The following is a 13,094-nucleotide window of genomic DNA, read 5'->3' as shown; positions in this document are numbered from 1 at the left end:
GGCCAGGACGTCGCGCCACCGCCACCTGGACCTTCCAGCCACCCGCCGACCTCCGAGCGGTCGGGCAGGGCTGGGCCGAGGGGCTCGACGGCTTGGCCAGGGCGCACGGGGTTGACGTGGGATAGCCCGTCGCCCTGGTCCGGGCCGGCGCGCTCTTCATCTCGGACGACCTGGCCCGTTGGGGCCTCACACCCGGCATGCCTGAGATACCTGAATGGTCTTGGTTGGCGTGAAAGGCTGGGGCACGGGGTGGACGCGCCGAGCAGCGGGACCGGCTGCGGGCGGCGGCCCGGGGCCTGTGGCGGCAGCGGCACCTACGCCGTACCCGGAGCCGCGCTCACCCACGCGGCGCGCAGCGCCTTCTTGTCCACCTTGCCGACCTTGGTCGTCGGCAGCCGGCTCAGCAGTACCGTCTTCCGGGGCGTGTACAGCTCTCCCAGCTCGGCGGTCACCGCCGCGCCGACCGCGTCCGGGTCGACGGCGGCGTCCTCGGCCGTGGCCAGGAAGATCTGTACGGCCTCTCCGTACTCCTCGTCCGGCACGCCGAGCGCCGCCGCGTTGCGCACGCCGGGCAGCGTGAGCAGGAAGTCCTCCAGGACCCTGGAGTAGACGTTGTCGCTGGTGCTGCCGGTGACGATGATGTCCTTGGCCCGGTCGACGAGATAGAGGTACCCCTCGGCGTCGAGATACCCCATGTCCCCGGTCCGCAGCCAGCCGTCGCGCAGCGCCTCCGCGGTGCGCTCCGGGTCCTCGTAGTAGCCGAGCATCACCGTCTCGCCCCGGACGCACACCTCGCCGACCTGCCGGGCGGGCAGTGCCGCCGCGCCGCCTTCGCCGCGGATCTCGATCTCGGTGTCGGATATCGCGCGGCCGCAGCTGCGCCACAGCTCGGGCCGCCTGGCTCCCTCCGAGGCGAGGTCCTCCGCGCCGAACGCGGTGATGCCGAGCGCCTCCGACTGCCCGTAGCCCTGGCTGAGCACCGGCCCGAAGACCTCGACCGCCTGCCGCAGCCGGCTGGGCGAGGAGGCCGCGCCGCCGACGACGATCCGCCGCAGCGCGGGGAGGGCGCCCGGCACGCACTCCGGGTGGTCGAGAAGCGCGTACAGCATGGGCGGTACGAACATGGTGGCGGTGATCCGCTCCTCGCGCAGCACCTCCAGCGCCGCGCCCGCTTCGAACTCGGGCAGCACGACGAGGACGGACCCTGTCACCAGGGCCTGGACCGAGGTGAGGTGGCCGCTGCCGTGGGTGAGCAGCGTGGCGGCGAGCACCCTGTCCGTGCCCGGGTCCATGGTCGGGAAGACCGTGGGGCGGGAGTCCTGCGGGGCGTCCTCCACCAGGTCCACCAGCGCGTCGTAGAGCCGGTGGCTGTGCGCGGCGAGCTTGGGGCGGCCCAGGGTGCCGCCGGTGTAGAGGACGGTGACGGCCTCGTCCGCTCCCGGGGCGGGCACGCCGTCGGGGCGTACATCCGGGCATTCGGCCGCCAGCGCCAGCAGGTCCGTGCACTCCTGTTCGCACGGCCCGAGGCTGAGCAGCTCAGGGGCGTGGACGCTGCGGGCGGCGGCGTCGGCGGCGCGCTCCGCGAAGAGCGGGTCGGTGACCACGGCGCGCGCCCGGGACTGCTCGACCAGCGCGGCCAGCTCGCCGGGCCCCGGCTCGGGCGGCAGGAACACGACCCGGCAGCCGATGAGATGGACCGCGAGCTGCACCAGGACGGAGTCCACGCGGTTGGCCAGGAACAGCCCCACTCCGTCGCCGGGCGCGAGCCCCCGCCCGCGCAGCGCGTGCCCCAACCTGAACAGCCGCCGCCGAGCCTCTCCCCGGGTCAGCCGCCGGTCACCCTGGACGAGCGCCTCGGCGTCCTCGTCCTTGTGCCAGTGCTCCAGGATGCGGTCCACGTACGTCCGCGGCTCGGATGTTTGCTGCGCGTTTGTTTGCTGCGCGTTAACGATCATGGGCATATGCAAACATGCCTCGCGGAGACCGTGACCTCACAGGGGGTGACTTCGGCCATCAGCCGACGGAGTACCATGCCCCGGCCCGGGAGCGATGTGATCCCCACCGGACGCCATCCGCCCGCCCACCCCGGCCGCCGTCTCCCGTAGCCAGATGTGGGCCGCGTCGTGCGTATGCACCGGGTGCCACCACAGGGCCTCGCGGAGGGGGACCGCCTCGTACGGCGGGTCCAGGAGGCGGACCGGAGCCAGCGGGGCGAGGAGGTGTGCCAGGCGGGACTGGATGAGGGCGATGCGGCCGGTGCCCGTCACCAGCAGCGGCAGCAGGTGGAAGCTGTCGACGGAGACCTCCACGCGCGGCTCGACGCCGAGCATGCCCAACTGCCGTACGGCGGGGGCGTCGTAGGTCCGCTGGTAGGTGACCCACGGCAGCCGCGCCAGGTCCTGCCGGGTGAGCCGTTCCCCGACGCTCGGGTGGTCCCGCGCCACGAGGAACACCCAGCGGTCCTCGTAGAGGTCGGTGGCCGGAAAGTCGCTGATCACACCGTGCGGCATGAGCAGCCCGTCGACGGCGCTCAGCAGCGCGCCCGTGTCGTCGACCACCGTGGTCGGCGTCTGCGCGAAACGCAGCCGGATGCCGGGTGCCTCCTCGTGCACGACGCGGGCGAGCTCCGCGCCGAAGACGGACACGGCGTAGTCGGACGCGAGCAGCTTGAACTCACGGGTCTCCTTGGCCGGGTCGAACTCCGCCTGGCTGGCGAAGAGACGCTCCAGCAGGTCGTACGCGGTGGAGGTGCGGTCCAGGAGCACCTGGCCGAGCGCGGTGAGTTCGTAGTGGCCGCCGACCCGGGCGAGCAGGTCGTCGTCGAAGTGGCGGCGCAGCCGGGCCAGGGCCGCGCTCATGGCGGGCTGGCTCAGCCCCACGCGCTGCCCGGCATGGGTGACGTTGCGCTCCTCCAGCAGGGCGCGCAGGGCTACGACGAGGTTGAGGTCCAGTCGGGCCAGGTTCACGGGCTTCCCTCTGCTTGCCTGCCGGTCCGCCTTCTGCGGCGCTGAACAGGAGTTATCCACGCCATCGATGGCTGTCATCCACGCAATCTATTTCCCTGATCATGGGTCGCGGGTCCAGATTAGTGCCACCGCAACCGGGAGGACCCGTCCGTGAAATCTCAGCCCGTGTCCGCGCTCTTCGCCGGACCCTTCGCCCTCGCGACCCTCTCCGTCCCGGACGGCTGCCCGTTCCCCGCCCTCGTGACCGCCGACGCCCAGGTGCTCGATCTACGACTCGCCCTGAACGACGAGCAGTTGAGCGTCCGGGGCCTCCTGGAGAACTGGCAGGCCGTCCTGCCGCGCCTGCGGGACCTCGGCGCCGACGGGACCGCCGGGCGCGAGCCACTGGTGGACTTCCGCGTGCACGCGCCCGTCGAGCCGCGCCAGGTGTTCCAGTCCGGCGCCAACTACCGGCAGCACGTCATCGACCTGCACGTGGCCCACCGGGCGCCCGGTGACGAGCGGCCCGAGGAGGAGCGGCGCGCCGAGGCCGCGGAGATCATGGACCGGCGGGCCGCCGAGGGCCTGCCGTACGTGTTCATCGGGCTGCCGAGCGCGATCACCGGTCCGTACGACGATGTCGTCCTGCCCTCGTGGGCCGAGAAGCCGGACTGGGAGCTGGAGTTGGCCGCCGTGATCGGCCGGCCGGCCCACCGGCTCTCCGTGGACGAGGCCCTTGAGTACGTCGCCGGGTACACCGTCGCCAACGACCTCACCGACCGCGCCACCGTCTTCCGCCGCGACATGCCGCGGATCGGCACCGACTGGCTGCGCGGCAAGAACGCCCCCGGGTTCACCCCGCTCGGCCCGTGGATCGTGCCCGCCGAGTCGGTCGCGGACCCCGGCGACCTGCGCCTCGTACTCAAGCTGAACGGTGAGACCATGCAGGACGAGTCCACCGAGGACATGATCTTCAATGTGGCCCGCGTGGTGGCGTACGCCTCGCAGACGGCCCAACTGCTCCCCGGCGACCTGGTGTTGACGGGCTCCCCGGCGGGCAACGGCATGCACTGGGGGCGGCTGCTGCGCGACGGCGACGTCATGGACGGCTCCATCACCGGGCTCGGCGCGCAGCGCACCCGCTGCGTCGCCGAGGTCGCGCCGTGACCCCCGACCGCGACGACCCGGAGCGCGCCATCGCCGAGGCCGCGAAGGCGTACTCGAACTGGGGACGCTGGGGCGAGGACGACCGGCTCGGCACGCTGAACTTCCTCGACGCGGCCAAGCGGCGCGAGGGCGCCGCGCTCGTCAGGACCGGCGTCAGCTTCTCGCTCGCCCAGCGCTTCGACATGGACGGCCCGCAGAAGGGCTGGCGCCGCCGCACCAACCCCGTGCACACCATGCTCGACACCGGCACCGACGCCGCGCTCGGCAACCAGGGGTTCCCGCACGGCCTCGGCGGCGCCGACGACGTGATCGCCATGCCGTTGCAGTGCTCGACCCAGTGGGACGGGCTCGGCCACATATTCGACCACGGCAAGGCGTGGAACGGCCGGGACGCGGCGACGACCGTGACGTCCGACGGCGACCTCGTCACCGGCATCGAGCACATGGCCCCGTACGTCGCCGGGCGCGGCGTCCTGCTCGACGTCGGTCAAGTCCTGGGTGATGGAGGCGAGTTGGATGACGGGTTCGCCGTCACCGAGGCGCATCTGGCCGCGACCGCCGCCGCGCACGGCGTGACCGTGGGGCGCGGCGACATGGTGCTGGTGCGGACGGGGCGGCTCGCGCGGGCGCGGCGGGAGGGCTGGGGCGAGTACGCCGGAGGTCCCTCCCCGGGGCTGTCGTTCACGACGGCGGGCTGGCTGCACCGTACCGAGATCGCGGCGATCGCCACCGACACCTGGGGCTTCGAGGTCCGGCCGAACGAGTTCGAGCACGCCTTCCAGCCGCTGCACCAGGTCGTCATCCCCCACATCGGCCTGCTCATCGGCGAGATGTGGGACCTGGACGCGCTGGCCGCCGACTGCGCGGCCGACGGCGTGTACGCGTTCTGGCTCACCGCCGCTCCCCTGCCCATCACCGGCGCCGTCGGCTCACCCGTCAACCCCGTCGCCGTCAAGTAGGCGGAGATTCAAGGAAATTGAAGGTAACCTATGAGGCAATCCCGCACTGTCCTCGTCGTCGGTGGTGGCGCGGCCGGCAACGCCGTCACGATCCTGCTGCGCCGCGCCGGGATCGCGGTCGACCTGATCGAGGCGAAGGACGACTGGAACGCCACCGCCGGCTCCGGCATCACCCTCCAGGGCAACGCCCTGCGCGTCCTGCGCGAGCTGGGCGTGTGGGAGCGGGTGCGGGCGTCCGGCTTCGGCTTCGATGCCGTCGGTATCACCGCCCCCGACGGCACCGTGCTGCATGTCGCCGAGGACCTGCGCACCGGCGGCGACGACCTGCCCGCCACCGTCGGCATGCGGCGCCCCCAGTTGCAGCGCGTCCTCATCGACGCCGTCCGCGCGAGCGGAGCCCGGGTACGGCTCGGCACCCGGGCCACCTCCCTGGACCAGGACAGCGGGGGCGTCACCGTACGGTTCACCGACGGCACCGAAGGCCGCTACGACCTCGTCATCGCCGCCGACGGCCTGGGCTCCGCCACCCGCGCCGCCATCGGCATCACCGCCGTGCCCGAACCCACCGGCATGGCCATCTGGCGCGTCGCCGCCCCTCGCCCGGCCGGCGTCACCCGCGCCGGCCTGACCTACGGCGGCCCCGCCTACATCGCCGGCTACTGCCCCACCGGCGAGAGCACCCTGTACGCCTTCGTCGTCGAGGCCAACCGCGACCGCGCCTGCCTGCCGTCCGAGTCGTACGCGGACGAGATGCGCCGGCTGGCCTCGGCCTACGGCGGCTTCTGGCCCGAGATCAGCGAGCACATCACCGACCCGGCGCAGGTGAACTACACGTGGTTCGACCGGATGCTCGTCGAGGGCTCCTGGCACCGCGGCCGGGTCGTCCTCGCCGGTGATGCCGCGCACTGCTGCCCGCCCACCCTCGCGCAGGGCGCCGCCCTGTCCCTGGAGGACGCCTGGGTGCTCGCGCAGCTGCTGACCTCCGCCGCGACCTGGGACGACGCGCTGCTCCAGACCTATTACGGGCGGCGGATGCAGCGCGTACGGCCGGTCGTCGAGGCGTCCGTGCGGATCGGGCAGTGGCAGCTCGACGGCGTGCGCGACGCCGACGTGCCCGGCCTGATGGGCCGCACCATGACCATGCTCCGGGAGCTGCCGTGAGCGGGCCCACCGTGGACGTGCACGCCCACGTCCTGCTGCCCGGGATCGAGGCGCTGGTCGAGGGGCAGCCGGGGCTCGCCGAGGCGCGCGACCTGGACGCCCGCCGCAACGGCCCGGCCGCGCTCGCGGTCAACGGCCCCATGGTCCGCGAGCGCTTCACGCGACTGACCGACCCGGCCGTGCGCCTGGCCGCGATGGACGCCCAGGGCGTGGACGTACAGCTGGTCAGCCCCTCGCCCTCCCACTATCACTACTGGGCGGACCAGGACACGGCCGAGAAGGTGTACCGGCTGGCCAACGAGGCGACCGCCGCGCACTGTTCGGCCGCGCCCGACCGGCTGCGCGGCCTCGGACTCGTACCGCTCCAGCACCCCGGGCACGCCCCGCGCGCGCTCGACCACGCCCTGCGGCAAGGGCTGGCCGGAGTGGAGATATCCAGTCACGCCCCGGGGCGTGAGCTGTCCGATCCCGCCTACGAGCCCTTCTGGTCCCGTGCGGAGGAGACCGGCGCCATCGTCTTCCTGCACCCCTTCGGGTGCACGCTCGACGAACGCCTCGACCAGTGGTACCTGTCGAACTCCGTCGGCCAGCCCGCCGAGAACGCCGTCGCGCTCTCGCACCTCATCTTCTCCGGCGTACTCGACCGCCACCCCGGCCTGAAGCTGATCGCGGCGCACGGCGGTGGCTATCTGCCCACCCACATCGGCCGCGCCGACCACGCCTGGCGCGCACGCCCCGACGCGCGGGGCTGCCGCGAGACACCGAGCAGCTACGTCAAGCGCCTCTACTTCGACTCGCTGGTCCACGACCCGTGCGCGCTCCGAGAGTTGGTGCGGGTGGCGGGAGCGGACCGGGTGCTGCTCGGGTCCGACTTCCCGTTCGACATGGGCACCGAGGACCCGGTCGGCGCGCTGCGTTCCGCGCACCTGGCCGACGCCGACTTCCACTCCGTGCGCGGCGCCAACGCCGTCGCCCTCCTCCGGAAGGACTGACCTCATGCACCGCCTTCTCACCCATCTGCGGCACGTCGACCTCGCCGTGCCCGACTACGACAAGCAGCTCGACTTCTACGCGGGCGTCTGGGGCCTGACCAAGGTCGCCGAGGACTCCGGCATCTCCTTCCTGGCGGCCGAGGGCTCCCCCGAGCAGTACGTCGTGCGGCTGCGGAAGGCCGACGAGAAGCGCCTCGACCTCGTCTCGTACGGAGCCGCGAGCCCGGCCGGCGTCGACGCGCTCGCCGAGGAACTCCTCGCCGGAGGCGTGGAGTTGATCAGCCGGCCGGGCCGGGTCGACACCCCGGGCGGCGGGTACGGCTTCCGTTTCTTCGACGTCGACGGCCGCACCATCGAGGTCTCCGCCGACGTCGAGGCGAGGCGGCACCGCAAGATCGAGGAGAAGGAGTCGATCCCGGTCAAGCTCTCCCACGTCGTCCTCAACTCCCCCGATCTCGACCGGACTCGGCGGTGGTACGAGCGTCATCTCGGGTTCCGGCTCTCCGACACCCTCAGCTCGCCGCACATGGGCGAGGTCATGCACTTCATGCGCATCAGCGACCAGCACCACTCCATGGCGATCGCGCGAGGGCCGCACACCGCGCTGCACCACATCTCCTTCGAGATGCGCGGCATCGACGAGTACATGCGCGGCTCCGGGCGTGTCATGCGCGCCGGGTTCAGGAAGATCTGGGGGCCAGGCCGCCACATGGCCGGGGACAACACCTTCACGTACTTCCTCGATCCGCACGGCAACACGGTGGAGTACACCACCGAGTTGGAGAACCTCGACGAGGACACCTGGCACCCCCACGTCTACGACTTCTCCCGCCCCGAGGTCACCGACCAGTGGGGCACCGCCAACCCCATGAACGAGCTGATCGCGAAGGAGTCCTTCAACGACCCCGACCGCGGCGTCTTCGTCGCCCCGCCCGTCTGAGCAACCCGTCTCTTCCGAGGGAGCCATACCTTGCGTTTCGCCGCTTACGAGCATCAAGGCCGCCGCCGGGTGGCCGTCGTCGGGGAGGACGGCGCGCTGTTCCCACTGCCCGGCGTCACCTCCCTCACCGCCCTGCTCACGGAGACGGACGGGCTGGCCGGGCTGCTCGCCGCGGGCGCCCCGGCCCTGGCCGCGCCACCCGGGCCCCATGTCGGCGAAGTACGGCTGCTCGCTCCCCTGCAACCGCCCTCCATACGGGACTTCGTGACGTTCGAGGAGCATGTGGAGGGCGTACGCCGGTCCGTGGACGGTGTCGCCGGGGTGCCCGAGCAGTGGTACGCGGCGCCGACGTTCTACTTCGCCAATCCGCACGCCGTCCTCGGTCCGCACGACGGCGTGCCGGTGCCGCCCGGCTCCACCGCCCTCGACTTCGAGCTGGAGGTCGGCGCGGTGATCGGCCGCGAGGGGCGCGACCTCACGCCGGAACGGGCCCGCGACCACATCGTCGGCTACACGGTCTTCAACGACTGGTCGGCCCGTGACCTCCAGTCCGCCGAGATGAAGGTCGGGCTCGGGCCCTGCAAGGGCAAGGACACCGCGACGACGCTCGGCCCCTGCCTCGTCACCGCCGACGAGGTGGACGCGTACCGCCGGGCCGACGGCTTCCTGCGGCTGGCCCTGACCGCCGAGGTCAACGGACGGGTGGTCGGCGAGGATCTGCTGTCCAACATGAGCTGGACCTTCGAGGAGATGGCCGCCTACGCCTCGCGCGGCACCCGGGTCGTGCCCGGCGACGTCCTCGGCTCCGGCACCTGCGGCAACGGCGGCTGCCTCGCCGAACTGTGGGGGCCGCGCGGCGAGCAGGACCCTCCGCCGCTGCGGCCCGGCGACACCGTGTCGCTCACCGTCGAGGGCATCGGCACGCTCACCAACACCGTCGTCCCCGGCCCGGCGCCGGTCCCGGTCCCGGCAGGGCGCCGGCGGCCCCGTGAGCGGCCCTGAGCGGCCTCGGCCCCGGGAGCGGAACGCCGCTCGCGGAGACCGGGCCGGTCAGGGCCGCGCCGCCCGGCCAGGTGTCACGCCTTGTCCTTGCCCATCGCCTTGCGCACGGCGTCCTTCGTGCGGTCCATCAGCGCGGCGACCGGGCCGAGCGCCATGTTGGCCGCGCCGGACTCCACCCCCGGGTGGGGGCGGGTCGGGGCCATGGCCTCCGCCGCCTTGACGGCCTTGGCCATGGCGGCGAGGTTCGCCTCGTCCGTCCGGCGCCGGATGTGGGTGAACTCGTAGCGCTCCTCGGCTCGGGCGTGCTCCTGGACGTCCTTGCGCAGCTTCATCAGCTGCGGCAGGAACTTCGGATCGTCCGTGTCGGCGTCGTCGAGCGCGGCGAGCATCTCCTTGGCGGCCCGTTCCTCGGCGAGACGGTCCTCGACGACCTGCTCGCCGCCCGGCAGACCACGCCGCGCGAAGGGGTGGACGACCTCTTCCTCGGCGGTCTCGTGCACCGCGAGCAGACGCACCAGCCGACGGAACGCGTCACGCCGTTCCTGGCCCGTGCACGCCTCCACCTCGTCGAAGAGGTTGCGGATGTCGCCGTGCTGGCGCATCAGCAGCGAGACCACGTCGGTGTCCGCCGCGCGGTCGTCCCCGGCCTGGGGTGTGTGAAGCTCGGACATCTGCGGGCCCCTCACTTCTCGCGCATCGCGGGGTCGGGGTGCTCGCCCTCGGTCTCGGACCGGTACTCGCGCCCGAACATCTCGTCGTGCTGGGCCATCACCCGCTCGCTCGGCGGCTTCTCGCCGCCGTGGATCCGCTCCTGCATCGCCTCGAACCGCTCGTGCGCCTCACGGACGTAACCGGCGCCGAGCGTGGTCAGGTCCATCTGCGTGTCGAGCAGCTCGCGCAGGTACGCCTTGTTCGGCTCGAAGGTGAGCACGTTCGGCAGCTGCGGCGCGAGCACCGACTCCGGGTCGCGTCCGTCGTGGCGCCGCATCAGGTCGCAGGCGGCGTGCAGATGCTCCAGCTCCATGTTCAGGTGCAGCTCCCAGATCGCCTTGACCTTGGGGTCGCTCTCCTGCTCCATGAAGGAGTAGTACAGGTAGCACTCGTTGTACTCGTGGTTGACCAGTTGCTCCCACCACGTCTCGCCGGGGTCGACGAGCGACTCGTAGTGGGTGACGTGCTCCTCCTCGATGAGCCCGATCTCCTGGTAGAGCTGGCGGGCGATCGGCTCCATGTAGGTGGGGCCGGTGTTCATGTAGAAGTTCATCGTCTGCTGCTCCGCCGACATCACGGTCAGCGCGTGCAGCTTGGACAGCGGGTCGGTGGTGTCCTTGTCGTACGGGTCGCGGACGTTGTCGAACGGGTCGCGGTGGTGGTACTTCGTCGGGCGGCCCGGCATGACCTCCGTCAGCCCGTCGACGATCGCGTCCGCCTTGCGGTGCTCGATCATCTCGTACAGGTTCGCGTACCGGTACAGGTGGTCGAAGTCCTCCAGGACGCCGAACTGGTACGCCTGCTTCAGATACGGGTCCGGCTCCATGCGGGCGATCCACGCGGTGAGGTCGACGGCCACCTGCTCGTAGGCGATCGTCGTCTCCAGGACGGACGAGACTCCGGGCAGCAGCCAGTTCACCGCCTTCTGCTGCTGCGCCTCGATGTACCGCACCCGCGCCAGCTTCCGCTTCACCTCCGGGTCCACGGTGTTGCGGGCCAGTTGATGGCTGAACAGGATCGCCTCGACCTCGATGCCGTTCATCGTGATGATCCGGCACCGGGTGTACGGGTCACAGTGGTCCGGGTCGATCGGCTGGACGTTCAGCTCACGCCAGCTGCGGAGCTGACGGTCCAGCGGGATGCCCCGCTGCTCCAATGGGTTGAAGGTCATCGCTTGCTCTCCTCGGTGAGAGATGTAGGGGGCGGGGTACCCGTGCGTCGGCGATCCACCCCCCGGGATCGGCGGAACGCCCGCGCGGTCGATGCCTTCCCCTCGCGTGGCGGACCGGGTCGACCGAGCGCGACAATTGACTCGTCCGGTGCGGCCGTGTGGGCCGCTTGCGCCGGTTGCGTCGCTCGCGCCGTAACTCAGTACCCGTACCGGCGCCGGGCCGAGGTTTCGCCTCCGGCCATCCAGTAATATGAGGTAGTTTGCACCCCTTTGCGGGGGGTACCGGCTATGAGGAGGCGATCGCCGTGCCTGGCCCGGAGGCCAGGAGAAACGACACCACCGACTGGAACCCGGAGCCACCATGCGCCTTTCATTTCTGCAACCGCTCCTGGACCGCCCCGGCCCCTGGGCGACCGTGTACTTCGATCCCGGGCAGCCGGACGAATCCGGCGCCAAGCGGCGTGAACTCTCCGTACGGGACATCTGCCGGACCCTGGAACAAGAGGGCGCCGACGAGGCCACCACGGAAGCCGTCCGCGCCAACCTGACGGGGCTGTCCCCCGCCGAGGAACCGGCGGGCCGGGTCGTCTTCGCCACCGGCGGTGAGGTCGTGCTCAGCCACCGCCTGTCCCGGCGGCCACAGTCCGAATCGGCCTGCTGGGCCCCGCTCCCCCGGCTGGCGCCCCTGCTGGAACTGTGCGGCCAGGACCCGGTCTGCCTCGTCGCCTACATCGACCGCACCGGCGCCGACTTCCGGCTACGGGAAGGCGGCAGGCGCCCACAGGACTCCGGGCATGTGGAGGGCGACCAGTGGCCGGTGCACCGCACGGCGACGTCCGACTGGTCCGAACGGCACTTCCAGCTCAAGGTGGAGAACACCTGGGAGCACAACGCCGGGGAGATCGCCGAAGCGCTGGCCGCAGCCCACGAGGAGTCCGGCGCGGATCTCGTGGTGCTCGTGGGCGACCCGCGCGAGCGGCGCTCCGTGCACGACAAACTCCCGGACCAGGTCAAGGACGTCACGGTCGAGACCGAGCACGGCGGCCGAGCCGCCGGTTCCGAGTCGCCCGCGCTGGAAGAGGCCATCGAACAGGCCCGCCAGGACCATCTGCACCGGCGCGTCGAGCAGGCGCTCGACCGTTTCCGCGCGGGACGCGTGGGTACCGACCGGCCGACCGACGCCGTGGAGGGGGTGCCCGCCGTGGCGGACGCCGCCCGGCAGCACCGCATCGACACGCTCCTGGTGCGGCCCGACGGGCCCGATCTGCACCAGGAGATGTGGGCGGGCCCCGACCCGGACCAGGTGGCGGTGCGGCGCACCGACGCGGAGGCCCTGGGCGAGAGCCACCCCGTCCCCGTACGCGCCGACGACGCGCTGCTGCGTTCCGCCGCGGCCACGTCCGCCGACGTACTGATCATCCCCTTCGAGGAGGTGAGCGACGACATCCCGGCCGGCGGACTCGGCGCCCTGTTGCGCTGGACGTACGAGCCGAGTCCGGCCTAGGGGCCACCCCGGTCCCTGGGCCCACGAGAAAGGGAGGTGCTTGCCGTGGACCGAGGCAGCAACCCGGTGAGTCCGCGCAAGGACGACGAGATGAAGCACGAGCTGGAGGGCTATATGCGCTCCGGTCAGCACACACACGTCGAGGAGGCGAACGACCCCGAGCCGCCGGCTGACGACGACGTGGCCGTGGACCCGAGCGGTCCCGTACCGCCGCCGGGCGAGGCCCGGGAGCGGGCGCGCTCCGCCGCCGAGGCCGATGCCACGCGCCTGGAACTCAGCCGCCACCTGGAACGCACCACGTTCCCCGCCGACCGGCAGACGCTGCTGAAGGCGCTGCAATCGCACCACGCGCCGGACTCCGCACTGCGAGCGGCCGAGCGGCTGCCCGAGGGGCGGACGTACAGCGACGTCACCGACGCCGTGCGCGCCCTCGGCACCGGCGCAGGACAGCCCCCGGACTGACGCGCTGCCCCGAGTACCCGTCCTGGTCCGGCCGCGCACGTCGGTACGCGTGGCCCCATCCGCACCCCGAACCATCACCA

Annotated in this window: 12 protein-coding genes; 8 read left to right on the top strand and 4 right to left on the bottom strand. The window is 71.9% G+C overall.

Features of this window, described 5'->3' with window-relative positions; translation table 11 throughout:
* Window positions 1-314: 314 nt before the first annotated feature.
* Both ACWDZ7_RS23125 and ACWDZ7_RS23120 read right to left on the bottom strand, forming a co-directional pair.
* Window positions 315-1,955, bottom strand: coding sequence for a class I adenylate-forming enzyme family protein (locus ACWDZ7_RS23125; RefSeq protein ID WP_451799387.1), 1,641 nt, complete (start codon window positions 1,953-1,955; stop codon window positions 315-317).
* 36 nt (window positions 1,956-1,991) lie between these two features.
* Window positions 1,992-2,966 carry a LysR family transcriptional regulator gene (locus ACWDZ7_RS23120; protein WP_451799386.1) on the bottom strand — a complete coding sequence of 325 codons (975 nt, stop codon included), beginning with the start codon at window positions 2,964-2,966 and terminating at the stop codon, window positions 1,992-1,994.
* Window positions 2,967-3,116: 150 nt separating this feature from the next.
* Between ACWDZ7_RS23120 and ACWDZ7_RS23115 the strand changes: the two genes are divergently transcribed.
* Genes ACWDZ7_RS23115 through ACWDZ7_RS23090 form a run of 6 tightly spaced genes read left to right on the top strand, consistent with a single transcriptional unit; the run spans window position 3,117 to window position 9,166 of the window.
* A complete protein-coding gene (locus ACWDZ7_RS23115) occupies window positions 3,117-4,112 on the top strand; it encodes a fumarylacetoacetate hydrolase family protein (protein WP_451799384.1) in 996 nt (331 codons plus the stop codon).
* Window positions 4,109-5,071, top strand: coding sequence for a cyclase family protein (locus tag ACWDZ7_RS23110; RefSeq protein WP_451799383.1), 963 nt, complete (start codon window positions 4,109-4,111; stop codon window positions 5,069-5,071). The genes ACWDZ7_RS23115 and ACWDZ7_RS23110 overlap by 4 nt, the downstream gene beginning before the upstream one ends.
* Window positions 5,072-5,101: 30 nt before the next feature.
* The gene (locus tag ACWDZ7_RS23105; protein WP_451799381.1) at window positions 5,102-6,232 is read left to right on the top strand and encodes an FAD-dependent oxidoreductase; all 1,131 of its coding nucleotides are present in this window, start codon (window positions 5,102-5,104) and stop codon (window positions 6,230-6,232) included.
* Window positions 6,229-7,224 carry an amidohydrolase family protein gene (locus ACWDZ7_RS23100; protein ID WP_451799380.1) on the top strand — a complete coding sequence of 332 codons (996 nt, stop codon included), beginning with the start codon at window positions 6,229-6,231 and terminating at the stop codon, window positions 7,222-7,224. Before ACWDZ7_RS23105 ends, ACWDZ7_RS23100 begins: the two co-directional genes overlap by 4 nt.
* 4 nt (window positions 7,225-7,228) lie before the next feature.
* Window positions 7,229-8,164 (top strand): VOC family protein, encoded by a 936-nt coding sequence (locus ACWDZ7_RS23095; protein WP_451799379.1) that lies wholly within the window; start codon window positions 7,229-7,231, stop codon window positions 8,162-8,164.
* Window positions 8,165-8,194: 30 nt separating this feature from the next.
* The gene (locus tag ACWDZ7_RS23090; protein ID WP_451799377.1) at window positions 8,195-9,166 is read left to right on the top strand and encodes a fumarylacetoacetate hydrolase family protein; all 972 of its coding nucleotides are present in this window, start codon (window positions 8,195-8,197) and stop codon (window positions 9,164-9,166) included.
* 74 nt (window positions 9,167-9,240) lie between these two features.
* Here ACWDZ7_RS23090 and ACWDZ7_RS23085 read toward each other — a convergent pair whose 3' ends face one another.
* Both ACWDZ7_RS23085 and ACWDZ7_RS23080 read right to left on the bottom strand, forming a co-directional pair.
* Window positions 9,241-9,837, bottom strand: coding sequence for a hemerythrin domain-containing protein (locus tag ACWDZ7_RS23085; protein WP_451799375.1), 597 nt, complete (start codon window positions 9,835-9,837; stop codon window positions 9,241-9,243).
* A gap of 11 nt (window positions 9,838-9,848) precedes the next feature.
* Window positions 9,849-11,048 carry a hypothetical protein gene (locus ACWDZ7_RS23080; RefSeq protein ID WP_451519560.1) on the bottom strand — a complete coding sequence of 400 codons (1,200 nt, stop codon included), beginning with the start codon at window positions 11,046-11,048 and terminating at the stop codon, window positions 9,849-9,851.
* A 361-nt stretch (window positions 11,049-11,409) separates the two neighbouring features.
* Here ACWDZ7_RS23080 and ACWDZ7_RS23075 point away from each other — a divergent pair, with 361 nt between their 5' ends.
* Together ACWDZ7_RS23075 and ACWDZ7_RS23070 are read left to right on the top strand one after the other, a co-directional pair.
* Entirely contained in the window at window positions 11,410-12,552 is a 1,143-nt protein-coding gene (locus ACWDZ7_RS23075; RefSeq protein ID WP_451799374.1) for a baeRF2 domain-containing protein, read from the top strand.
* Window positions 12,553-12,597: 45 nt separating this feature from the next.
* The gene (locus ACWDZ7_RS23070) at window positions 12,598-13,014 is read left to right on the top strand and encodes a DUF2795 domain-containing protein (RefSeq protein ID WP_451799372.1); all 417 of its coding nucleotides are present in this window, start codon (window positions 12,598-12,600) and stop codon (window positions 13,012-13,014) included.
* The last annotated feature ends 80 nt before the right edge of the window (window positions 13,015-13,094 follow it).

This window comes from Streptomyces sp. NPDC003032, assembly GCF_053591415.1.
Note: the sequence above shows the minus strand (reverse complement) of the source record. Positions and strands in the feature narration are given on the sequence as shown.